Source organism: Sandarakinorhabdus sp. (assembly GCF_041689835.1).
GTDB lineage: Bacteria > Pseudomonadota > Alphaproteobacteria > Sphingomonadales > Sphingomonadaceae > Sandarakinorhabdus.
This window is the reverse complement of sequence record NZ_JBDNFM010000066.1, coordinates 1-23,290: the sequence shown is the minus strand read 5'-3', so window position 1 is coordinate 23,290 and position 23,290 is coordinate 1. Positions and strand designations below refer to the sequence as shown.

Annotated in this window: 18 protein-coding genes and 1 pseudogene; 7 read left to right on the top strand and 12 right to left on the bottom strand. The window is 64.0% G+C overall.

The annotated features are described in order from the left end of the window. Positions 1-117: 117 nt before the first annotated feature. A complete protein-coding gene (ftsH, locus tag ACESL8_RS03450) occupies positions 118-2,064 on the top strand; it encodes an ATP-dependent zinc metalloprotease FtsH (RefSeq protein ID WP_372915986.1) in 1,947 nt (648 codons plus the stop codon). Positions 2,065-2,138: 74 nt separating this feature from the next. Here ftsH and ACESL8_RS03445 read toward each other — a convergent pair whose 3' ends face one another. Then, on the bottom strand, positions 2,139-3,482 hold the full coding sequence (locus ACESL8_RS03445; protein ID WP_372915984.1) for an MFS transporter: 1,344 nt from the start codon (positions 3,480-3,482) through the stop codon (positions 2,139-2,141). An 86-nt stretch (positions 3,483-3,568) separates the two neighbouring features. On the opposite strand from ACESL8_RS03445, the gene ACESL8_RS03440 reads away from it, so the two are divergent. Continuing rightward, positions 3,569-4,582: an NAD-dependent epimerase/dehydratase family protein gene (locus tag ACESL8_RS03440; protein WP_372915982.1), complete on the top strand. Its 1,014-nt coding sequence runs from the start codon at positions 3,569-3,571 to the stop codon at positions 4,580-4,582. Between the two features lie 189 nt (positions 4,583-4,771). On the opposite strand, the gene ACESL8_RS03435 is transcribed toward ACESL8_RS03440, so the two are convergent. The 4 genes from ACESL8_RS03435 to ACESL8_RS03420 form a co-directional block, all read right to left on the bottom strand. Then, positions 4,772-6,583 carry a DUF885 family protein gene (locus ACESL8_RS03435; RefSeq protein ID WP_372915980.1) on the bottom strand — a complete coding sequence of 604 codons (1,812 nt, stop codon included), beginning with the start codon at positions 6,581-6,583 and terminating at the stop codon, positions 4,772-4,774. A gap of 784 nt (positions 6,584-7,367) precedes the next feature. Next, entirely contained in the window at positions 7,368-8,630 is a 1,263-nt protein-coding gene (locus tag ACESL8_RS03430; protein WP_372915978.1) for an amidohydrolase family protein, read from the bottom strand. 261 nt (positions 8,631-8,891) lie between these two features. Next, a complete protein-coding gene (locus tag ACESL8_RS03425; protein ID WP_372915976.1) occupies positions 8,892-9,317 on the bottom strand; it encodes a CoA-binding protein in 426 nt (141 codons plus the stop codon). A gap of 4 nt (positions 9,318-9,321) precedes the next feature. Next, complete coding sequence (locus ACESL8_RS03420; protein ID WP_372915975.1) at positions 9,322-10,350, bottom strand: Mrp/NBP35 family ATP-binding protein; 1,029 nt, start codon at positions 10,348-10,350, stop codon at positions 9,322-9,324. A gap of 146 nt (positions 10,351-10,496) precedes the next feature. Here ACESL8_RS03420 and hflK point away from each other — a divergent pair, with 146 nt between their 5' ends. The 3 genes from hflK to ACESL8_RS03405 all read left to right on the top strand — a co-directional run bounded on the left by hflK (position 10,497) and on the right by ACESL8_RS03405 (position 14,190). Continuing rightward, positions 10,497-11,630, top strand: coding sequence for an FtsH protease activity modulator HflK (hflK, locus tag ACESL8_RS03415; RefSeq protein ID WP_372915973.1), 1,134 nt, complete (start codon positions 10,497-10,499; stop codon positions 11,628-11,630). 12 nt (positions 11,631-11,642) lie between these two features. Continuing rightward, a complete protein-coding gene (gene hflC / locus ACESL8_RS03410) occupies positions 11,643-12,491 on the top strand; it encodes a protease modulator HflC (protein WP_372915971.1) in 849 nt (282 codons plus the stop codon). A 100-nt stretch (positions 12,492-12,591) separates the two neighbouring features. Beyond that, positions 12,592-14,190 (top strand): Do family serine endopeptidase, encoded by a 1,599-nt coding sequence (locus ACESL8_RS03405; protein ID WP_372915969.1) that lies wholly within the window; start codon positions 12,592-12,594, stop codon positions 14,188-14,190. A 35-nt stretch (positions 14,191-14,225) separates the two neighbouring features. Here the strand turns inward: ACESL8_RS03405 and ACESL8_RS03400 are convergent, their stop codons facing one another. From ACESL8_RS03400 to ACESL8_RS03380, 5 genes are all read right to left on the bottom strand, one after another. Next, a complete protein-coding gene (locus tag ACESL8_RS03400; protein ID WP_372915967.1) occupies positions 14,226-15,368 on the bottom strand; it encodes an N-acetyltransferase in 1,143 nt (380 codons plus the stop codon). 67 nt (positions 15,369-15,435) lie between these two features. Then, on the bottom strand, positions 15,436-16,524 hold the full coding sequence (gene lptG / locus ACESL8_RS03395; RefSeq protein ID WP_372915965.1) for an LPS export ABC transporter permease LptG: 1,089 nt from the start codon (positions 16,522-16,524) through the stop codon (positions 15,436-15,438). 6 nt (positions 16,525-16,530) lie between these two features. Next, a complete protein-coding gene (locus ACESL8_RS03390; protein ID WP_372915963.1) occupies positions 16,531-17,748 on the bottom strand; it encodes an LptF/LptG family permease in 1,218 nt (405 codons plus the stop codon). A gap of 93 nt (positions 17,749-17,841) precedes the next feature. Further along, positions 17,842-19,071: an aminotransferase class I/II-fold pyridoxal phosphate-dependent enzyme gene (locus ACESL8_RS03385; protein WP_372915961.1), complete on the bottom strand. Its 1,230-nt coding sequence runs from the start codon at positions 19,069-19,071 to the stop codon at positions 17,842-17,844. 5 nt (positions 19,072-19,076) lie between these two features. Continuing rightward, complete coding sequence (locus tag ACESL8_RS03380; RefSeq protein WP_372916000.1) at positions 19,077-19,340, bottom strand: acyl carrier protein; 264 nt, start codon at positions 19,338-19,340, stop codon at positions 19,077-19,079. A 98-nt stretch (positions 19,341-19,438) separates the two neighbouring features. On the opposite strand from ACESL8_RS03380, the gene ACESL8_RS03375 reads away from it, so the two are divergent. Then, on the top strand, positions 19,439-19,984 hold the full coding sequence (locus ACESL8_RS03375) for a Pycsar system effector family protein (protein WP_372915959.1): 546 nt from the start codon (positions 19,439-19,441) through the stop codon (positions 19,982-19,984). 9 nt (positions 19,985-19,993) lie between these two features. Here ACESL8_RS03375 and ACESL8_RS03370 read toward each other — a convergent pair whose 3' ends face one another. Continuing rightward, complete coding sequence (locus ACESL8_RS03370; protein WP_372915957.1) at positions 19,994-20,923, bottom strand: NAD-dependent epimerase/dehydratase family protein; 930 nt, start codon at positions 20,921-20,923, stop codon at positions 19,994-19,996. 61 nt (positions 20,924-20,984) lie between these two features. Further along, positions 20,985-22,817, bottom strand: a complete 1,833-nt coding sequence (locus ACESL8_RS03365; protein ID WP_372915955.1) for a fatty acyl-AMP ligase — start codon at positions 22,815-22,817, stop codon at positions 20,985-20,987. 125 nt (positions 22,818-22,942) lie between these two features. Here ACESL8_RS03365 and ACESL8_RS03360 point away from each other — a divergent pair. After that, positions 22,943-23,290, top strand: a pseudogene (locus tag ACESL8_RS03360) (RecX family transcriptional regulator); the annotation flags it as partial.

Here is a 23,290-nt window from a genome sequence, read left to right as displayed (position 1 = left end):
CAGAACAGCACAGGCGGATTGCAACCGGGACATTCCGCCTTATCTTGGTTTGGTGTGAGGTTCCCGCCCATGTGGCGGTATTTCCGCGGCGAATTTGTATCTGAGCAGGAACTGTCAATGTCCGAAGGCCCCAACAAGCGACCACCCAGTCCATGGATGAAGAATCTGGGGCTGTGGATCGTAATCCTGCTCGGCCTCGCCGTGGCGGTAAACGTGATGCAGGGCAGCGGATCGACACGCAGCAGCGACACGTTGGCCTATTCGGATTTCCTGACGCGCGTCGATGAAGGCGCGGTGAAATCGGTTGAAATCCGCGGCGAGGAAATCGTCGGCCGTACCAGTGCTGACGAAGAGTTCCGCACGTTCAACCCCGGCGACACCCAGTTGATCGAGCGTCTGCGCACCAAGGGCGTACGGTTCGACGCCAAGCCGGAGGAAAGCCGTTCGATGATTGCGCAGCTGTTCTTCAACATGCTGCCGTTCGTTTTGATGATCGGTATCTGGATTTTCGTGATGCGCCAGATGCAGAACGGTGCTGGCCGCGGTGCAATGGGTTTTGGCAAGAGCCGCGCCAAGCTGTTGGTGCAGAAGGAAGGCCGCGTGACGTTCGAAGATGTCGCCGGAATCGACGAAGCCCGTGAAGAGCTTCAGGAAATCGTCGATTTCCTGAAGGATCCGGGTCGTTTCAGCCGCCTTGGCGGCAAGATCCCGAAGGGCGCATTGCTCGTCGGCCCGCCCGGCACCGGCAAGACGCTGTTGGCCCGCGCCATCGCTGGCGAAGCCAATGTGCCGTTCTTTTCGATCTCGGGCTCGGATTTTGTCGAAATGTTCGTCGGTGTCGGCGCCAGCCGCGTGCGCGACATGTTCGAACAAGGCAAGAAATCGGCTCCGTGCATTATCTTCATCGATGAAATCGACGCTGTCGGCCGCAGCCGCGGTGCCGGTCTGGGCGGCGGCAACGACGAACGAGAGCAGACGTTGAACCAGTTGCTGGTGGAAATGGATGGTTTCGATACCAACGAAGGCATCATCATCATCGCTGCCACCAACCGGCCCGACGTGCTTGATCCGGCGTTGCTGCGTCCCGGTCGTTTCGACCGGCAGGTGGTGGTGGGCCGTCCCGACATCGACGGGCGTGAGAAGATTCTCGCGGTCCACATGAAGAAGGTGCCGCTGGCCCCGGACGTGATTGCTCGCACCCTTGCACGCGGCACGCCTGGTTTCGCCGGCGCCGACTTGGCCAATCTCGTCAACGAAGCGGCATTGCTTGCGGCCCGGCGCGGCAAGCGTCTGGTGTCGATGCGCGAATTTGAAGACGCCAAGGACAAGGTGCTGATGGGCACCGAGCGCAAGACGCTGGCGATGACCGAAGACGAGAAGCGCATGACCGCCTATCACGAAGCCGGCCACGCGTTGGTTTCGCTGCACGAGCAGGCGTCGGATCCGATCCACAAGGCCACCATCATCCCGCGTGGCCGCGCGCTGGGCATGGTGATGCGCCTGCCGGAGCGTGATCAATACAGCTATCATCGGGACAAGATGTACGCCAACTTGGCCGTCGCCATGGGCGGCCGTGTCGCCGAGGAACTGATCTTCGGCTATGACAAGGTCAGTTCTGGCGCCTCGTCGGACATCAGCTATGCAACCGATCTGGCGCGCTCGATGGCGACGCAGTGGGGCATGTCGGACAAGCTGGGACCGCTGAAGTACACCGAGAACCAGGACGAGGTGTTCCTGGGCCACAGTGTGACCCGGTCGCAGAACATGTCCGAAGAAACCGCGCAGATGATCGACAACGAAGTCCGCTCGATCGTGACAACCGGCTACGCCCGCGCCAAACAGCTGCTTACCGACCATATCGAGCAGCTGCACGCCATTGCCGGCGCGTTGCTTGAATATGAAACCCTCACTGGTGATGAAATCAAGAAGGTGATGCACGGCGGCACCATCGATCGTGGTAGCTCCACTACCACGCCGGTGGCGCGCCCGGCTGCGGGCGCGTCGGCTATTCCCAAGGCTGGTCGCCGCGGTACAGGCATGGGTGAGGCTCCAGCCGGGGCTTGATTTCACGATCAATCGCATGAACGGCTCGGCAGCCTGGCTGCCGAGCCGTTTTTATTTGAGGGTGCCAAGTGGTTTTAATCTTCGGCGGGATGCTCGCCTGGTTCGCGGCGCAGTTCCGGCTTGCTGAAGGCATAAACCGCCAGACACAGCAGCCCTGCCGCACCCAGCCAATAGGTGACTGACGGGCCGATCTGGTACAGGCCGATGCCGATGGCGGGCGCAATGATGAAACAGCTGCCGTTGACCGAGGTGACCGCCCCGGCCACGCCGCCTTGCTCGGCGCGCGAAACGGCGATGCTGGCGCCCGCGGTGAATCCGGGCCGTGCCAGACCGTAGCCCATGCTCATCAAAGCAAACGCCAGCACCAACGCGTACAGGCTGCCCGAGAGCGCAATCCCTGCCGTGCCGGTGGCCGCAATCAGCGTGCCCCAACGCATCAGTGCCGGCGGGGTGAGCCGCAGCTGCGGGATCAGCACCCACTGTGCGAGCAGCGTTGAAAACGCCCCCGCCATGAAGATCAGCGCGATCGAATGCTGCGAATCCAGCGCGTCGCCGCCCAGCGTGTCGATGACCAGAAAGCCCAGCGCCTGGCCGGTGGCGGCTTGGATCGATCCCGATACAAATCCAAAAATCATGAATGGCGCAATGCGGCTGTCCTTCACGCTCAATCGCTTGGGCCGGCCGGCAGCAGCGGCGCTCACGCTGGCGCCGGTTATGGCCCCGGCCAGATTTGGCTCCGACGATGGGGCGCCGCTGCCCTTCTGGGCCTGGCCGGACAGGTGGGTGGGATCGTCGTCGGGCAGCACACGGGCCACGGCGATCATCACGATCAGCGCGATGCCGGCAAAGGCAAACATCGGCCCCGAAAGCCCCAGCGGCGCCAGGATGAACAGCGGCGCAATCGCTGGCCCGATGATGGTTCCAAGGCCGAACGCCGATGACAGACTGGACAGCGCGGCGGTGCGATCCTGTTCGTTGGTGCGGCCGGCAACATAGGCCTGCGCCGCCGGGTTCGCCGCCGAACCGAAGATGCCGAACAGGCTGCGCAGCGTGGCAAACACCGCAAAGGTGGCGATGGGGGCGAGCCAGCCGTTCAGCCCGGCGTAGATGGCCATGCCGCAGCCCGCCATTGACACCATGAAGCCGAGCGAGCCGACCAGCATCAGCCGCCGCCGGCCGCGCACATCGCTCTGCCGTGCCCAATAGGGCGCACTGAAGGTCCAAAGCAGGGCCGAAAAAGAGAAGATTACCGCCACCAGCATGTCGGGCAGGTGGATCACGCGGGCGATGGCAGGCAGTACCGTTTGCAGCGCGGTGTTGCCGGCCGCCACGGTGAGCAGCGCAGCAAATACCACCGCAAACTCACGGCGCGGCAAGGACGCGGATGACAAGCCGGCAAAGGGATTGGGCGTCTGCACGCCGCGGTAATGGGCTCCCCGGCCGCGCTTGCCAAGCTGGCAGTTGTCCACCACGATCGCCGCTGCGGCAAACCAGGGGAAAGATGATGAGCAAGGGCAAGGTACTGGTGACGGGGGCAAGCGGTTACATTGCCGGTTTCATCATCAAGGCACTGGCGGCGCAGGGTTGGCAAGTGCGCGGCACCATCCGCTCGTCGGCCCGCGCTGCCGACGTGCGCGCGGCGTTGGGCCTGCCCGATCTGGAATTGGTGGCCTGCGATCTGATGAGCGATGCTGGCTGGGCCGAAGCCATGGTGGCCATTGATTTTGTTCAACATATTGCTTCACCCATCCCGACCGGTGAACCCAGGAACCCCGATGATCTGATCATCCCGGCCCGCGAAGGCGCGCTGCGGGCGCTGCGTTTTGCCCACGCTGCCGGCGTGAAGCGCGTGGTGATGACCAGCAGCATGGCGGCTATCGCCTATGGCCACGGCGAAGCCCGCGCGCCCTTTACCGAGGCTGACTGGTCGAACGTGGATAGCCTTGATGCCTACGCCTACATCAAGTCAAAGACTCTGGCCGAACGCGCCGCGCGGGATTGGATGGCGGCCAGCGGGCAGAGCATGGAATATGTCAGCATCAACCCGGCCGCCGTGCTTGGCCCGGTGCTCGGCCCGGATTTCTCGACCAGTCTGGAAGTGGTGAAAAAGCTGCTGGACGGCGCGCTGCCCGGCTTGCCGCGGCTGGGTTTCGGCGTGGTGGACGTGCGCGATGTGGCCGAACTGCACATCACGGCGATGACAACGCCGGGGCTGGACGGCGAACGCTTCATCGCGCAGGGCCGGTTCATGTGGCTGCGTGAGGTGGCGGAGGTTTTGAAGGCCGGGCTTGGCCAACAGGCCCGGCGCGTGCCGACGCGCAGACTGCCGGACTGGTTATTGAAATTGCTGGCAAATTTCGATGCCACGGTGAAAATGGTGGTGCCAGAACTCGGCCGCCGCCGCGAAGCCAGCGCCGCACACGCGCTGAAACGGCTCGGCTGGAAAACGCGTGACGAGACGGCCACGATTCTCGATTGCGCCCACAGCCTGATCGAAAAAGGCCTTGTGAAAACATAAAAACGCTGCGCCGCGCGCGCCATATTTCGAGCCCAATTCGCTGACTTGTCAGAGGGTTAGGTGCCCATTTTGGTTTTGCCAGTTTTTACGTTTCGTATCGAATTGAGAATTTCTGCTGCCGGCGGCCTTCGTTCCCAACACGCCTTTACCTTGCCATGATGACAGGAAGTGGACGTGTAGGACAGGCGCTCAGCGCCCGCCCTGCCCGGCAATCCAGCGGTCGATCTTGGCTTCCAGCACCGCCAGCGGCAGCGCGCCGGTCATCAGCACCTGGGCATGGAAGGCCTTGATGTCGAACTTAGGCCCCAGCGCGGCCTGCGCCTTGGCCCGCAGCCGGCTGATGGTGAGCTGGCCGATCTTGTAGGCCAGCGCCTGGCTTGGGATGGCGATGTAGCGTTCGACTTCGATCACCGCATCGGTGCGGCTCATGCTGCTGTTGGCAAGCATGTAGTCGATGGCCTGATCGCGGCCCCAACCCTTTGAATGGATGCCGGTATCCACCACCAGCCGCAGCGCGCGCAGCATCTCGTCTTCGTAACGGCCCTGCAACTGATAGGGGTCGGTGAACATGCCCAGTTCCGGCCCCAGGCTTTCGGCATAAAGCCCCCAGCCTTCGGCAAAGGCGGTGTTGCCGCCAAAGCGCTGGAAAGCCGGCAGTTTTTCGTTTTCCTGCGCCAGGCTGATCTGGAAGTGATGGCCGGGCACGGCTTCGTGGAGATAGAGGGTTTCGGTGCCATAATTGCTGCGTGACGGCAGATCGTAGGCGTTGAAATAGAAGATGCCGGGGCGCTTTCCGTCCGGGGTGCCGCCCTGGTAACTCCCTGCAGCATCGGTCTTTTCGCGGTGTGCCGGCACCGGCTTGATCTCCAGCGGTGATTTGGGGATGGTGTCGAACAATTTGCCGATCACCAGATCAACTTGGCTGCCGGTGGCGCGGAAGGCATCGCCCATGGCCTGCGCCGAGCTGAACTTGAAGCGATTGTCGGTACGCAAATGGGTGAAGAAGGCGGGCCGGTCGCCCTTGAAGCCGACACGCGCCTTCACCTCGTCCATCCCCATCAGGATGCGGGCAACTTCCGACAGGCCGATGTTGTGGATCTCGTCCGGCGTCAGACTGGTAGTAGTGCTGCTTGCGACCAGATAACGATACAGGCCGGGCCCGCCCGGCATGGCGACGAGCCCGGGCTGTTCGCGGGCGACGGGCAGATATTCGGTTTTCAGGAAGTCGCGCAGACGGATGAGCGCGGGATTGACACGTTCGCCCACCGCCCTGGCATAAGCCGCCTTCAGCCGCACCTGATCGGCCGCGCTGATACCGTCGGGGAATTTCTGCACCGGCTTCATCATGATCGATGCGTCCGTGCCGCCGGCAGTGAGATTGTTCAGCTGATCGATGATGTTGTTCACCACCAGCCTGGGCTGCACCACGCCTGTCTTCATGCCCTGCCGGAAACGCAGGATGGAAAGATCGAGCAGCAACGCGAACTGGTCATGACGCTTCAACGCATCCTCATAATCCTTCAGCACCTTGAACGGCGCCGCGCTCTCGCCGGACTGCAATTCGGCGAGGAAATTGTGGAATCCGAAGAAATGATCGATCGGCCGCGGAACGGTGGCATCGAGCAGCGCCGGCTGCAGCCCGGCCAGATCGGTCTCGCGCTGCCACTTGAACGTGTCATAACTCACCTGCTCGTCCGGGGTCAGCGCGGCGCGGTCAATGGCGGCCAGCAAGTTCAGCTCATTCTCCGCCGCGCGCTTCTCGGCAGCATAAGCCGCATCGGTGATCAATTCCCCCATCTGGTCCGCCGCCGACGTATCACCCCGAAACAGCCGACCCAGCGGATTGCGCTTCAGATTGTCGGCATCGCTCTGCGCAAACAACGCCGCCAGCCGGGCGGACGGGCTTTCAGCTGCCGCCGTCGCAGCAGGGGCCGGGCTCTGGGCCAGCGCCGGGGTGACAGCAAACAGGCTGGCCGCAATCAGCAGAGCAGAAACGCGCATGGGGATACTCCATGAGAATGAGAGGCGTATTGCTCCCATAAGACGCTGAGCGGCTCAGTCAATCATGTTGGTGACCGGCTTGAAGCAGGAGCAGGGGCCTCCGGCGGGCAGGGTCGCAGACCCTGCACCCGTTTGATTTTGGAAGGCGCCTTATAGCAGCTTTGGGGGGGGTAAGCGGACATTGCCACAAGATCAGTCGAGTGCCTCTACGTCCTGCCCGATCTCTTGCCATTCCAACGCCGACAGGTTTAGTCCACAAGCCGACCTTAGCGCTGCACTGGCTTTCTCCACAACCCGTAGCGCGGGCGGGAACGACGCTTGGGGTAGCTCCGCACCAATCCCGGTAAACTTGTGCGAAATGCGAACCCCTTCGCCTACGGAGCCGATGTGAAGCGTGGCCCACCCAACTCCATCATTCCATTTCTGATAGGCGATTTGCGCAACGGCTGTTCCTTTGGGAAACGTGCCACCGTGACTGATGTAATCCCGGCGCTCCACGCTGCCGAATGTCTTGCGTAGAGTTTGGTCAACGCACGCCACATCAACCTGTGAACCGAAGTCCCTGCTCGCCCGAATGCCACGCTCCGGTTCACATCCAGCAAGCAGTGGTATGCAGAATAAAATGTATGGCGAGGCGCGCATAGTGGAAAATATACTGCTAATTCTCAATGCCAGCTAGGGGGCCGCAAGGAGACGCCCTCCCAACCCGTGCGCCTGAAAACAAACGGGTGCAGGGTCTGCGACCCTGCCCGCCGGAGGCCCCTCTTCTCCTTCTACAGCCGGCTCACTCCACCACCTTGCCGCGCGCCATCACCCATTTCACCTGCGCCAACTGTTTGACGTCGGCGGTGGGGTCGCCATCTGTGGCGATGATGTCGGCGGCCTTGCCGGGTTCCAGCGTGCCGATTTCGGCGGACAGGCCGAGTAGGTCGGCGGCGCCGGTGGTGGCGCTGATCAGCACCTCGCGCGGGGTCATCCCGCCAAATTCGACCATGTCGGCGGCTTCTTCGCCGTTGCGGCCGTGTTCGAAGACGCCGGCATCGGTGCCGAAGGCGATGCGGGCGCCGGCTTTGCGGGCTGCGATGATCTGCTTGCCGCGGCGTTCGAGGATGGCGCGCACCTTGGCTTCCACCACCGGGGTGTAGGTGCCGCTGCCCAGCCGTTCGGCGGTGGCGCGGAACGGCAGCAGTGTTGGCACCAGCCAGCCGCCGCTCGCCGCCAGCACTTTCGCGCCGGCTTCATCGGTGAAGCTGCCGTGCTCCACCGAATCGACGCCGGCGCGGGCGGCGGCCTCGATGCCGCGCGGGCCGTGGGCGTGGGCGGCGACCTTGAGGCCCAGGCTGTGAGCGGTGGTGACGATGGCGCGCATTTCCTCGTCGGAAAAATGCTGGTCCAGCCCGCGGCCTTGCTGGCTGAGCACGCCGCCGGTGGCGGTGAACTTGATCACGTCTGCGCCGCGCTGGCTGGCTTCGCGCACGCGGGCTGCACATTCCGCCGCGCCGGTGCAGGTGTTGCCCTGATCGAGCGCGTCGTTGACCGGCTGCGAAAAGCCCGACACGTCGCCGTGCCCGCCAACGATGGCGAGCGCCGGCCCGGACGCCAGGATGCGCGGGCCCGGAAAGAGCCCGGCGTTGATGGCATCGCGCACGGCAAAGCCGGCCATTCGCGCGCTGCCCAGATCGCGCACGGTGGTAAAGCCGGCGCGGGCGGTGATGCGGGCATTTTTCAGGCCGTAGGCAACCGAGAGTTCGGGGCTGTCGATGGCTTCGCGCCAGAACGGCGTGCCGGGATCGCCGGTGAGGTGGACATGGGCATCGATCAGGCCGGGGCTGAGGGTGCGGGTGGATTGATCGATGATGGTCGCGCCGGCGGGGATGGCGGCGCTGGCGGCCAGAATCGCGGTGATGCGGCCGTCGGTGACGATGACCGTGCTCGGGCCAAGCGCGGGCTTGGCGGCATCGGTGATGACGCGGCCAGCTTTGATTGCGATTGTTTCGGCGGCGGCCGGGCTGGCGAGCAGCAGGGCGGCGATGAGGGCGGTGCGCATTTAGGGGTCCCCTGTGGTTGGGCTCCTTCTGCGCCGCCATGGGCTGGCCGGCCAGTTGCAAAAGCGACAGGAAATGGCGTCCCCACTCATCTTGTCATGCTGGCGCAAGCCAACATCCATGGCTGGGCTGGGGCCATTGTTTGAGACGTGGGCACTCGCGGCGTGGTGGATGCTGGCCTGCGCCAGCACGACGTGCATTTTTGGGGAGGGGCTGCCCGAAAACCAACGGGTGAAGGGACGAGTCCCTGCCCGCCGGAGGCGTTACTTTTTCTTCGGCACGCCCAACCGGCGCAGCTCGATCTTGGGGCAGCGGTCCATCACCACCGTCAGCCCAGCCGCTTCGGCGCGCGCGGCGGCCTCAAGGTCGATCACGTCCAACTGCGTCCACACCGATTTGGCGCCGGCGGCAATGGCGTCGTCCACCACGCCGGCGACGAATTCACTGCGGCGGAACACGTCCACCATGTCGATGGGCGCGGCGATATCGGAAAGCGCCGCCACCACGGTCTGGCCGTGGATCACCTGCCCGGCGAGCGCGGGGTTGACGGGGTTGACGTGGTAGCCGTGGGCGAGCAGCGCGCCCATCACCTCGAAGGCGGCGCGCTCGGGGCGGTCGCTGGCGCCGACAAGGGCGATGGTGCGGGTGGTTTGCAGCAGGCGGGCGATGTCGGTGTCGGCGGTGAGCATGGTCTTACAATCCAACGGTGATCATCACGCCGCGCGCGATGTCGTCGAAAATGGCGGCGGCCTCGCCGCTGATGGGTTGGCCGGCGTCGGCGGCCTGGCGCACGCTCATTTGCAGCGGGATGCGGCCCAGGAAGGGCACGCCCATTACCTCGGCTTCGCGTTCGGCGCCGCCGTGGCCGAACGGATCGGAGACGTGGCCGCAACTGGGGCAGCTGTAACCGGCCATGTTTTCCACCACGCCCAGCACGCGCACGCCAACTTCGGCGAACATGGCGACGGCGCGGCGGGCATCGATAAGGGCGAGATCCTGCGGGGTGGAGACGATCAGCGCGCCATCGGGCTTGAGCTTTTGCGCGAGGGTGAGCTGCACATCCCCGGTGCCGGGCGGCAGATCGATGACCAGCACATCAAGTGCGCCCCAATCGCATTGTTCGACCATCTGGACGAGCGCCGCAGACGCCATTGGCCCGCGCCAGACGATCGCCTTGTTTGGATCGGTCATCATGCCCATCGATAGCGCCTTGATGCCGTGACGGGTTTCGGGTTGCAGCCGGTCGTTTTCCACGCGCGCGCGGCCGCTGATACCGAGCAGGGTGGGCACCGAAGGCCCATAGATATCGGCATCGAGCAGACCAACGCTTTGCCCGGCGCGGGCGAGCGCAAACGCAAGGTTGGCCGCAACGGTGGATTTGCCCACGCCGCCCTTGCCGCTGGCCACGGCGACCAGCTTGCGGATGCCGGGCACGGTGGTCTGCTGGGGCCGGGCGCCCGCTGCGGGTGCAGCGGCGCGATCAGCGGTGAGGATGATGCGCGCCGAGGTGACGCCGGGCACGCGCTGCACCGCGGCTTCGACGGCGGCCTGCAAGCGTTCGGCCGCGGTGCGATCGAGGCCATCGACGGCGAGCACCAGCCCGGCCTGGCCATCGGGCTTCACCACCAGCCCGGCGGCACGGCCAGTTCGCGCGATACTGCCGCCGCCAGCGGGATCGGCCACAGCGGCCAGTGCGGCCATTACATCGTCCTTCACGGCCATCAGCCTGTTCGTCCTTGCAGTTGCGACAATTACCGCCGACAAAAACCGCTGCGGCGGCGCAGTGTGTGACCTTGTGGGCCTCGCAATCCCCGTTTGGGGTTCGTATATAGTGAATTCAACTTGAAAGATAAGGTTTCAACCAGCCCATGCCCTGGCAAAACAATGGTGAAGGCGGCGAGGAGCCGTCCGCCGAAACGCCGGCTAACCCGCCTGCCAATCCGCCTGAAGGCCGTCCCGGTCTGAGGCCGGTGAACAAGCCGGCCAATCCGTGGGGCGAAGGCCCGCCGCGCCGGCCGATGGGCAGCCGTGCCCCGAGCCGTGGCGGCGATTTCGACGATCTGATCCGGCGCAGCCAGGAACGGTTGAAAACCCAGTTTGGCGGCGGCGGTGCCGGCGGCGGCGGCTTTGATCTGAATGATAGCCGCTGGCTGGTGTGGGCAGGCGGCGCGCTGGTCGCGGCTTGGGTTGTGCTGTCGAGCTTTTACTCGGTCGATGCCCAATCGGCCGCTGTGGTGCAGCGCTTTGGCGCCTATGTCAGCACCACCGGGCCGGGGGTGCATTTGAAGCTGCCGTGGCCGATCGATGCCGTGGAACTGCGCAAGGTTGAGCAAATCAACATCATCGACATCTCGTCGAGCGAAGGCGCCAACGAAAATCTGATGCTCACGGGCGATCAGAACATCATCAACCTCGCCTACACGGTGCGCTGGAAGATCCGGAACCCGGAAAGCTTCCTTTACGAATTGTCGGATCCCGAAAAGACCGTGCGCGAAGTCGCCGAATCGGCGATGCGGGCTGAAATCAGCCGCGCTTCGCTGAACGATGCGCTGGGGCCGCAGCGCGCCCAGATCGCCGATCAGGTGCGCGAACGCATGCAGGAACTGCTCGACAGCTATCGTGCCGGCATTGATGTGCGCGGTGTCGATATCAAGCAGGCCGATCCGCCCGCCGCCATCGATGGCAGTTTCAAGGATGTTTCTGCCGCCCAGCAGGATGCGCAGCAATATCTCAACCGCGCCCGTACCTATGCCCAGGCGTTGGTCGCCAAGGCGCAGGGCGATGCTGCTGGATTTGATGCCGTCTACGCCCAGTATGCCCTTGCTCCGGAAGTGACGCGCAAGCGCATGTATTTGGAAACAATGGAAAAAGTATTGACCAAGGTGGACAAGACCATAATCAATGTCCCCGGCGTTACCCCCTATCTGCCATTGCCCGAAATGCGCCGCCGTGCGCGCGCCGTTGCCGAACCCGCACCGGCATCGGCACCGGCACAGCGCTGAGGACAAGCAAACATGGCCACCCTTCCCCGCAATCCTGTCGTTCTGGCCGGCCTTGGCTTTGCCATCGTCGTCATCGCGATGGGCAGTTTTTACACCGTTCCCGAAACCAAGCAGGCCGTCGTGCTGCGGCTGGGCAAGCCGGAACGCATCGTCAATGAATATGATCCCAAGGCCAAGCTGGGTGAAACCGGCGCCGGCCTGACGATGAAAGTGCCGTTCATCGAAGACGTGCGCTTCATCGACAAGCGCATCCTAGATCTGGACATGGACGCGCAGACCGTGCTGTCCACCGACCAGTTGCGGCTGGTGGTGGATGCATTCGCGCGGTTCCGCATCGTCGATCCGCAGCGCATGGTGGAAACCGTTGGCACCGAACAGAACGCCGCTGATGCTCTGAAGCGAATTCTGGCATCCAAGCTGCGCAACGAATTGGGCAAGCAGCCATTTGCGGCGCTGTTGTCGCCGGAACGCGGCCAGTTGATGGATGAAATCCAGCGCACGGTGAACATCCAGGCCAAGCAATATGGCGCCGAGATTGTCGATGTGCGCATCAAGCGCGCCGATCTGCCGTCGGGCCCGCCGCTGGAAGCCGCCTATGCCCGCATGGCTTCGGCCCGCCAGCAGGAAGCTGCCACAATCCGCGCGCAAGGCAACAAGCAGGCGCAATTGGTGCAGGCCGAAGCCGATGCCAGCGCGGCGCGCATTTATGCCGACAGTTTCGGCAAGGATCCGGAATTTTATGCCTTTTACCGCGCGATGCAGGCGTATCGCACCACCTTCGACGATGGCAGCGCCACCGTTGTATTGGGGCCGAACAACGAGTTCCTGCGTGAATTCGAAGGGCGGCGCGGGAATCGGTAATCAGCGTTTCCGGTCAACGCCGTTCATGCACGGTTAGGCGTGTTGCTTGCATAAACCGGACAGGCTCATCAGCAACCGCATCGCAACCAGGATGACAGACATGCCGTCAAAGATTTCCCGCACCCTGATCCCCGTTGCCGTGCTGGCCACCGGGATAGCCGCAATCGCCGCGGCCCAAAGCCCGCAGACCTTGGCACCCGCCGTGCAGCCGGCGCAGAACGCGGTGGCACCTGCTGCTGCGATCGCACCGCCCGGCGGCGCGCCGCGCAGTTTTGCCGATCTGACGGCGCGGCTGGCCCCGGCCGTGGTCAATGTGTCGACCACGCAGAAGGTGGAAATGGGCCGCATGCGCCGCATGCCCGGACAGCAAGGTCCGCAGGGCCAGCCGAGCAATCCGCTGGAGGAATTCTTCCGCCGTTTTCAGGAACAGCAGGAAGGCGGTGAGCCCGTCACCCGTGAGGCGACCAGCCTGGGAAGTGGTTTCATCATCGCGGCCGATGGCTATATCGTCACCAACAACCACGTGATTTCGGCCGGCGAAGGCCGCAACCAGCCGGTTGAATCGATCACCGTCACCCTGACGGACCGGCGCGAGTACACGGCGCGCGTCGTTGGCCGCGATACGCTCACCGATCTCGCCCTGCTCAAGATCGAGGCAACCGGCCTGCCGTTCGTGCAGTTCGGCAACAGCGAAACCACGCGCGTGGGCGATTGGTCGATCGCCATTGGCAATCCGTTTGGACTCGGCGGCACGGTGACGGCCGGCATTATTTCGGCGCTGCACCGTGACATCGGTTCGGGCCAGTACGACCGTTATATCCAGACCGATGCCAGCATCAACCAGGGCAACAGCGGCGGTCCGCTGTTCGATCTGGCCGGCAACGTGATCGGCATCAACACGGCGATCTTCTCGCCCACCGGCGGCAACGTCGGGCTGGGCTTTGCGATTCCGGCCGAATTGGCCAAGCCGGTGGTCGATCAGCTCAAGGCATCGGGCGCGGTAAAGCGCGGCTATCTGGGCGTGGCCATTCAGCGCCTGTCGAGCGATATCGCTGCCGGTCTGGGCCTGCCCAAGGACAAGGGCGAAATTGTTGCCAGCATCGAAGCCAATGGTCCGGCGGCGCGCGCCGGCGTGCGCCAGGGCGATGTGATCCTGACCGTGGGCGGCCGCGAGGTGAATTACGACAACAGCCTTTCGTACATCGTGGCGACCACGCCGATCGGCACCACGATCCCCATCGAATTGTTCCGCGACGCCAAGCGCATTAAAGTTAACGCTATCATCGCGCAGCGCCCATCCGAAGCGGTGGTGGCGCAGCGCGCCGGCATGGCGGGCAGTGATGACGAACCGGTCGTCGAAGACAACAGCAAGGCGCCCGGCATCGAAGCGGCCAAGGCCAGCCTGGGTATCACGCTGCAACCGCTCACCACCGTTCTGCGCCAGCAGTTGCGGCTGGATGAAAAGGTGCAGGGCGTGGTGATCGCCGGCATCAGCCCGTCGTCGGATGCGGCGACCAAGGGCCTGCAGCGCGGCGATATCATCGTGAAGATCGGCCAGAAGCCGGTATCGAGCCCGGCCGAAGCCGCAGCCGCGGTGGAAGCCGAGCGCAAGGCCGGCAAGGCCACGGTGCTGATGCTGGTGCAGCGCGGCAGCACGCCGGCCCGTTATACCGGGGTGAAGTTGATCCCGGCGAAGTGACAACAGGGGGGCGGGCGACCGCCCCCCCCTTTTCGCTACAGGCCGCGTTCGTAGACGCGGTAGGTGCGCGTAACGTGGCTTTCGAGCACGTCGGCGATGGAACGCATCGGGCCGTTGTCGTCGAGGATCCAGCCGATTTCGCCTTCGGATGCGCCAAATTCGGTGATGGCAACGCGGCGGATATATTCGATCATCTGGAATGTCATCAGCGATGCCACCCGGTGGCCTTGCAATGATTTGCGGATGCCCATCAGCGGCACGCGCATGCGTTTGACCTTGGGCGCCCGCAGCCGCCACAGCAGCTTGGCCCAGCCGAACGGGAACAGTTCGCCGTTCAGATCGCGGGTGAGTTCGTTGATATCGGGCAGGGTGATCATGAAGCCCACCGGCACGCCTTCATATTCGGCGATGCGCACCAGATTTTCAAAGATGATCGGCTTCAATTTCTTGCCGACGTGGGCGATTTCCAGCGGGGTGAGCGGCACAAAGCCCCAATTGCCCGACCAGGCATCGTTGAGGATATCGAGGATCAGCGCGGCTTCCTCGTCAAATCTTGCCTTGTTCACCGGGCGCGTCACCAGCTTGGGGTTGCGTTCCGAAAACGCCACGATGCGCTGCACCATTTCCGGAAACGGCTTTTCGATGGGCAGCGACCAGCAGTGCAGATCCTTGATGCCCTGATAACCGCGCGCCGTGATCAGTCGTTCGTAATAGCGCAGATGGTGCCCCATCATCACTGTGGGTGCGCCTTCGAAACCCTGCACAAGCAAGCCCGGTTCATCCCAGACCGACAGGCTGAACGGCCCTTGGGCGCGAGTCATGCCCTTGGCTTTCAGCCAGTCCTCGGCGGTTTGCAGCAATGCGTCGGCCACCATCTGGTCGTCGACGCACTCGAACATGCCCCAATGCCCGGTGCCGGCGCCCAAGTGCTCGAGCACGAGCTGATCGACCTGCGCGCTTATGCGGCCCACCACCTTGCCATCGCGCAGCGCCAGCCAGAAGACGGCCTGCGCGTGTTCGAACCAGGGGTTGGATTTGAGGCCGCCGATCAGGCCGTGCATTTCGCTTTTGAGCGGCGGCACCCACTGCGGATCGCCAGCATACAGCGTCCACGGCAGGTTGACGAAGGCCTTGCGGTCGGCCGCGCTTTCAACGCGCTTGAGGGTGACAGTGCTCATTGCAAGGCGTGATAGGCAGCAATCAAGGCAATTTTGCGCCAGGACATTGCCAGAGTTCTTGCCCGCGTCATTCTTCGGTGCGGATCAGCACAGCCTCGCCGATCAGCAGGAACAGCAGGAAGGGCGCCCACGCTGCCATAAGCGGCGGCACCGTGCCGAAATTGCCCATCGCCAGCATGAAATTATCGGCCACGAAAAACGCAAAACCCAGCGCCATGCCGATCACGGCACGCACGAACAACCGTCCCGACCGTGCCAAGCCAAAGGCAGCGACCGCGCCGAGCAGCGGCATCAGCACGGCCGACAATGGCCCCGAAATCTTGTGCCACGCCGCGGCTTCTAGAATGCCGGTCGGCTTGCCGGCGGCTTTCTGTTCGGCGATTTGCGGCCACAGCTTCCACAGCGCGATGTAATTGGGATTGATGCTGGTTGTGGTGAACTGGCGCGGCACTACGCCGGTGGCAAAATCCAGAGTGGCGCGGGTTTCGAGGCCGCCGCTGGCCACATCGAACAATCGCACATCATTCAGGCGCCAGCCGCCGGGCCGAGGCGCGGCGCTGGCGGCCATCACCACCTGCACCAGGCGGTTATTGCGCCGATCGTAAATGGTCACGCCCGAAAGCCGTGTGTTGTCGCCGCGGCCGGCCACTGCATCGGCATGGAACAGATCATCGCCGCCGCGCACCCAGCTTTGGCTGGAGGCCGCTGCCGCCTTGGGCAACTTGCGATATTCCTGTTCCTGCCAAGCCTTCAACCTGGCGTTGGCCGGGGCCGCGATGCTTTCGTTCCAGGCGAAATTGGCAACCGAAACGCCCAGCGCCGCCACCATCAGCGGCGCCAATATGTGGTGCGCCGAAAGCCCGGCGCCCTTGAAGATCACCACTTCGCTGTTTTGATTGAGCGTCGCCAGCGTCACCAGCGTCGCCAGCAGCACCGAAAACGGCAGGAACAGCTGCACGATCTGCGGCGCGCGCAGCGACATATACACCCACAGATCGGATTCCGTGTTGCCTGCGGCTGCCAGCACCTTGCCGCTTTCGGAAAGCAGATCGAGCGATTGCAGGATCACGGTCAGCCCGATGATGAAGGCCGCCACGCGGACAAGGAACATGCGTGCCGTGTACCAGGCGATGGTTTTGGACGGGAAGATCGCCATATTTGCCTACCCGGCCGACAGCACGTCGTCGGACCATTTCTGGCGCCGCACGAGCTTGCCGGCCAGCCCTGAAAGGAAGCCAGTGATCTTGCCGAACCAGCGGTCGAGCGCGCCGATCGGCTGCCCGCCCGGCCGTTCCAGTACGCGAAACAGCCACAGCGCCATGCCCAGAAAAAGCGCATACGGCACCCACTGCGCCAGCACCGGATCGACCCGGCCCAGCGTGCCCATGCGTTCGCCATACTCGGTGAATTTGTGGAACGTCACCAGCGCGATGATCGACAGGAACACGCCCAGCGCCGAGGTGGAACGTTTGGGCGGCACCGCCATCGCCATGGCCAGGAACGGCAGCACGAACATGATCACGCACTGCACGATGCGGCGGTTGAAGCTGGCCGAGGCGCTGCGCTGTTCCTGTTTGTCCGTGGCGGTGAGCATGGTGCGCAGCAGTTCGGGCAAGGTTGCTTCCAGATTGCCTTCGCCGCGTTTGCGGAAGGCTGCCATGTCGGGCAGCCGGATCGGCAGATCGTGCTGGGCGAAACCCAGCACCCGCGGCGTCGCATCGGCGCGCGGGCTGTGCACCAGCGTGCCCTCGCGCAGGCGCAGCAGAATGAATTCGGGATCGTCGGTGGCCAGAAACGTGCCGCGCGCGGCGGTGGCGGCGATCACTGTGCCATCCTTGCCAACAGCGCGCACGAACAGGCCCCTGAGATCGGCGCCCTTGTTGCGCGATTCCTCTACCCGCAGCGTTATGCCGCCGCCCAGATTGGCAAATTCGCCCACCTTGATCGACGCACCCAGCGCCCCCGATCGCAGTTCGAAACGCAGATTTTCATAGGCATAACGCGTTACCGGCTGCAGCCAGCCGACGATGAAGAAATTGGCCACGGCAAACACCATGGCAAACATGAACGGCACGCGCAGCAGCCGCCTGTACGAAACGCCAACGGCTAGCAGCGTATCAAGTTCAGACGACATCGCCAGCCGGCGGAAGGCCAGCAGGATGCCCAGCATCACGCCGATCGGAATCCCCAGCGACAGATATTCGGGCAGCAGATTGCCCAGCATGCGCCAGACGACCGACACCGGGCCGCCTTCGTTGATGACGAAATCGAACAGCCTCAACATGCGGTCGAGCACGAGCAGCATGGCCGCCACCACCAGCGTGCCGATCAGCGGCACGAGGATCAGGCTGAACACATACCGATCAATCCGCTTGGTCACGCCGCTTCCCTGCCGGAGGCGGGGGGCGACCGGATGGCCATGCTATAGCCGCCAGGGCTTGCCCGGTCATGAAGAAAGTGGGCGGTGCTGCGGTTAGGCGGCCACGGCGAGCGCCAGGTTGCACATCTGCGCGGCTTCATCGAACTTGCCGAGCACGATATCGATCTGTTCATCGGTGTGCAGGGCGCAAATCGAACAGCGCAGCAGATAAACGCCGGCCGGGGTGGCGGGCGGCCGGCTCATGTTCACGTACACACCAAGCTCGATCAGGGTGGACCACATCAGTGCCGTGGTTTCCTGATCGGGCATCAACACCGAAATGATGGCGCTTTCCGGGGTATCAGTTGCGAGCCTGAAGCCGCGCGATTTGAGCCCACCATGGAGCCGGCGCGTGGCTTCCCACAGCCGGGCGCGTTTGTCGTGCGCCGTCATCAGCTTGCGGATGCTGGTGGTGGAGCAGGCGATCACCGCCGGCGGCAGCGAGGCTGTGAACGTGTAGGGACGGCAGACCAGGCGGAGGATTTCGAACTTGGGGTGATTGGAAACACAGAAACCGCCGACCGTGCCAACCGATTTGGAGAAGGTGCCAACGACGAAATCCACGTCAGCCGCAACGCCCTGTTCTTCATAAACGCCGCGGCCATGCTCACCAAAAAAGCCCATGCCGTGGGCTTCGTCGACCAGCACCATGGCACCGTGCGCGCGGGCCACTGCCACCAGTTCCGGCAGCGGCGCGACGTCGCCCAGCATCGAATAGACGCCTTCCAGTACGACCAGCTTGCCGGCGTCGGCGGGCAGGCGCTTGAGGCGCTTTTCCAGATCGGCGGCATCATTGTGGCGGAAACGCACGATATCGGCGTTGGACATCTTGCAGCCATCGTAAATGCTGGCGTGGCTGTCGGCATCGAGGATGACGAAATCGCCCTTGCCCGCCAGCGTCGAAACCATGCCGAGATTGGCCTGGTAGCCGGTGGAGAACACCATGGCATGAGACATGCCGTAAAAATCTTTCAGCGCTTCTTCGCAGGCGGCGTGGGTTTGGTAGGTGCCATTGAGCACGCGGCTGCCGGTGGTGCCGGCGCCGAAATCGCGCAGCGCGTCTTGGCCAGCGGCGATCACATCGGCATCGAAGGTCATGCCCATGTAATTGTAGGTGCCGAGCAGGATGGTGTGGCGGCCCTTGATGATCGCTTCGGTGGGGGACAGCACTTTTTCCATGATGATGCCGAACGGATCGCGGATGCCGGTGGACAAAAGGCCGGCATGCTCGGCGATCAGCGGATCATATTTGGCCAAAAGATCATATTTGGGCAGATCGGTCATTGCGTTCAGCCCTTCTTGGCGACCAGGCCGGCGACGGCATCGGCAACCTGGCCGATGGTTTCCAGATCCGGCAGCATGTTGAGGGGGATCATGATGTCCCATTCGTCTTCCATGCTGGCGACAAGGTCCATCACGGTAAGCGAATCCATTTCCATGTCACCGGCAAAGGTGGTGGCCTGGGTGAGCGCCACCTTCTTGGTGTTCAGCGGTTCGATCAGTTCGAGGATGCGGGCGTACACATTTTCGCCATGGGGCGCGCGATCGGTCATCATGGTTCCAGTCAGCTTTGTTATTGCGCCTTTGCCTTCACATCATGGCCAAATTGCGGAACGCCGCAGTTGATGCCATCATGCCGCGTATGGGGGAGATGATCAGCACCGACGCCGCGCCGCCGGGCATGCCAGGCGCTTCGCATGCCAATGCCATTCATCTGATCCGCACCATGCAGCAACACCATGTCACGCTGTCGGCAATGGCGGATCAGAAGGCCAGCATCATCATCGGCGTCAATTCGGTGATCTTTGCGCTGGTGGTGAAGGAAGCCGCGCACAATGCGGCGTTGCTGGTGTTGGCGGCGACATCGGGGCTGGCGGCGGTGCTGTGCATGCTGGCGGTGCTGCCGGCGCTGGGCAGCGGCGGAGTTTGGGCAGGCAAGGCCCCGCCGCCGTCGCCCAACCTGCTGTTTTTCGGCGGTTTCACGCAGATGAGCGAGGCAGACTGGATCGACTGGCTGGAACGCACCAACCAAGATGATCACGCCATCCAGAGGGCAATGGCGCGCGATGTTTACCAATTGGGCCAGGTGCTGGCGAACAAGAAGTATAAATATCTCGGCTGGGGCTACCGCGTGTTCATCTTTGGCCTGATCGCGACGTTTGCGGTGTTTCTGATCCAGATGGCGCTAACGCTATAGCCAGCCGCCCTAAAGCCAGCCTCTGGCCCGGTAGTCGCGCACTGTGTCGGCCATGCCTTCGTCCAGGCTGATGCTTGGCTGCCAGATCGCCGACAGCCGCCCATTGCCGCCGCGCGCCGTCCAATCGGGATGGGCGAGATAGCGGGCGCGGTCCCGGCTGAGCTTGGGGAGTTTGCCTTGCCATCCGGCGACCCGGCTGGCGGCGGCGGCGGCGGTATCGAGCACGCCATTGCCGATGGGGATCATGCGAACACGGCTGCGGCCCAGCGCCCGGCCGATGGCAGCGGCGTGATCGGCGTGCGCGTATCCGCCTGAACCGTCGTCGATTTCAAGGATTTCATGGCTTGGCCCGCCATCCGTCAGCGCCAGCAGCGCGCGCGCGAGATCGTCCACATGGATGAGGCCGATGCGCGCATCGGCACCGCCGGGGGCAAGGCCGAGGCCAAAGCGCGCCAGGCTGAACAGGTCGCGCATTTCGGCGTCGCCGGGGCCATAGACGCCGGGCGGTCGCACGATCACCCAATCACGGGCGCTGGCCATCACCAACGCGTCGCCGTCTGCTTTGGAGGCGCCGTACATCGAAAGGCTGGGTTCGCGCGCGGCCAAACTGGAAACGTGGACGAAGCGCGGCACAGTGGTGGCGGCGGCGAGGATATTGGCGGTGCCGGTGACATTGCCGGCGCGGAAACCGGCGGCATCGGCGGCGTTGACCACACCGGCGATGTGCAGCACGGCCGCCGCGCCATGGCACAGCCGGGCGAGTGCGCGGATGTCGGTGAGGTCGCCGAGCACCCATTCGACGCCGGGCTGCGGCGGTTGCGGCCGGCGGGTGAGAGCGCGGACGGGGCGACCAGAGTCCGTTGCAGCGAGGGCCAGCACGCGGCGGCCGACGAAGCCGGTGGCGCCGGTGAGTGCGAGGGGAGGAAGGCCAGGGTTCATAGGCTTTTGGCGTGGTGCCGGTCGCGGCACAGCCGCGACCGGCGCTGGCCGCGCTTGCGCGTCAGGCCGCGATTTCGAACGGCTGAATTTCACCCGACAGATATTGCAACCGCGCCTTTGAACGGGACAATTTGCCCGACGAGGTGCGCGGCAGCGTGCGCGGCGGGACGAGTTCGACGACGCAGCTCATGCCGGTGATGGCCTTGACCTTGGTCTTGATGGCATCGCGCAGCTTGATGCGTTCGTCGTTGTCGCTGGTGCGGCATTGCACCAGCACAGCGGGAGATTCCTCGCCCGACGGGGTGGTGACCGAGAAGGCAGCAATGTCGCCGGCCTTGAAACCGGGCAGCTGCTCGATGGCCCATTCGATGTCCTGCGGCCAGTGGTTCTTGCCGTTGATGATGATCATGTCCTTGGCGCGGCCGACGATATAAAGCGAACCGTCCTTCATGTAGGCCATGTCGCCGGTGTCGAGCCAGCCGTCCTTGAGGGCGGCGGCGGTGGCTTCGGGATCGCGGAAATAGCCGGCCATGATGCCGAGGCCGCGCACAAACACGCGGCCGATCTTGCGGTCGGGCAGCAGGCGGCCGTCTTCATGGCGCACTTCGATGGTGAGGCCTGGCACGGCCTTGCCGCAATTGACGATGGCGCGGTAGCGGGTGGGCAGGCGCCGATCGGCGCGCGGATCGGCGCTGGAGCCCGACAGGGTGCGCTCGTCGATCAGGTCGCACTGGATGCCTTCGCCCACCGGCATGATGGTGACGGCCAGCGTGGCTTCGGCGAGGCCATAGCTCGGCAGGAAGGCCGATGCCTTGAAGCCGGCGGGAGCGAAGATATCGACGAAGGCCTGCATCACTTCAGGGCGGATCATGTCGGCGCCGTTGCCGGCGACGCGCCAGCGCGACAGGTCGTATCGTTCGGCAACCGGGATCGACGGCGAGATGCGGCGAGCGCAGATATCGTAGCCGAACGTGGGTGAATAGCTGAGCGAATTGTGCGGGTTGCGGCTGATCAGCGTGAGCCACGACAGCGGCCGGCGGGCGAAATCTTCGGTGGCGAGATAATCGACCGACACCTGGTTGGACATCGGGGCGAGCATGCAGCCCACAAGGCCCATGTCGTGATACCACGGCAGCCAGCTCACCACACGGTCACCTTCGGCCGCGTTGGTGCAGCTGGCGTGGGCGGCCAGATTGGCGAGCAGCGCTTCGTGGGTGACAGCGACGCCGTGCGGGAAGCGGGTGGAGCCCGAAGAATATTGCAGATAGGCGATATCGGTTGGCTTGGCTTGCGGCAGCACCGTATCGGAGGCTTCGCCCTGGCCTTCTCTGGCAAACCATTCGTCCCAATCATGCGCAGCACACAGCCCGGTCGCGGCGTCCTTCACGATATCGTGAAGGCCCGCCGGCGACAGCAGCATCAGCGGATCGCAGCTGTTCAGCTGGACGCGGATCTGATCGACATAGGCTTCGCGGCCGCCAAAGCTGGTCGGCAGTGGCAGCGGCACCGGCAGCGCGCCGGCATAGATGGCACCAAAAAAGGCAGCGGCAAATCCGGCGCCGGTTTCAGCAATCATGGCGATGCGGTCACCCGGCTTCACGCCTTGTGCAACAAGGCGCGCGGCGTGGCGGCGGGCATCGGCGGCCAGTTCGGCGTAGGGATAGGCCCGCACCAGATCAGCGCGGGCGTCGTGGAAATTATAGCCCTTTTCCCCCTGCGCCGCGTAATCCAGCGCGTCGGCCAAGGTGGCGAAATTGGAACGGCGCTGTGGCAGCGCATCGCTGGTGGAGGTGGGGCGCAACGGGTGAGCGCTGTTGCCAGCTGGCAGCGTCTGCGCTGCGCCAGCCTGTCGGAGTTCGGCCTGCTGAAGTTCGGCCTGCTGAAGTTTGGCCATGTGTGTCTCCCTTGCTGCACCACTCCGGTCCGACCCGGCCCGCGGCGCATATGAATATCTTATCAACACTATCACTTACACTCAGGGGCGTTCAAATTCCGGCCCGAAAGTGGCAGGAAAGTGGCATGGCCAAGCAACGACCCGACAGAACCGCCCGCGACCGCCGTGTGCCGCCGCCGCTGGAAGACGCCAGCCTGCGCGAGCTGGCGCTGGGCTATGCGGCGCGTTTTGCCACCACTCGACTGAAATTGCTGCGCTATCTTGTCCGCAAGCTGAGGGAGCGCGGCTGGGCCGGGGCGCATCCGGCCGATCCCGAGGCGATGGCGGAGCGGCTGATCGAGCTGGGCTATGTCAACGATGCTGCCTTTGCGGCCATGAAGGGCCGGGCGATGGCGTCACGTGGGCTGGGCCATCGCCGGGTGACGGGGGAACTGGCCGCCGCCGGAGTCGCTCCGCAAGATCGCGGTGCCGCG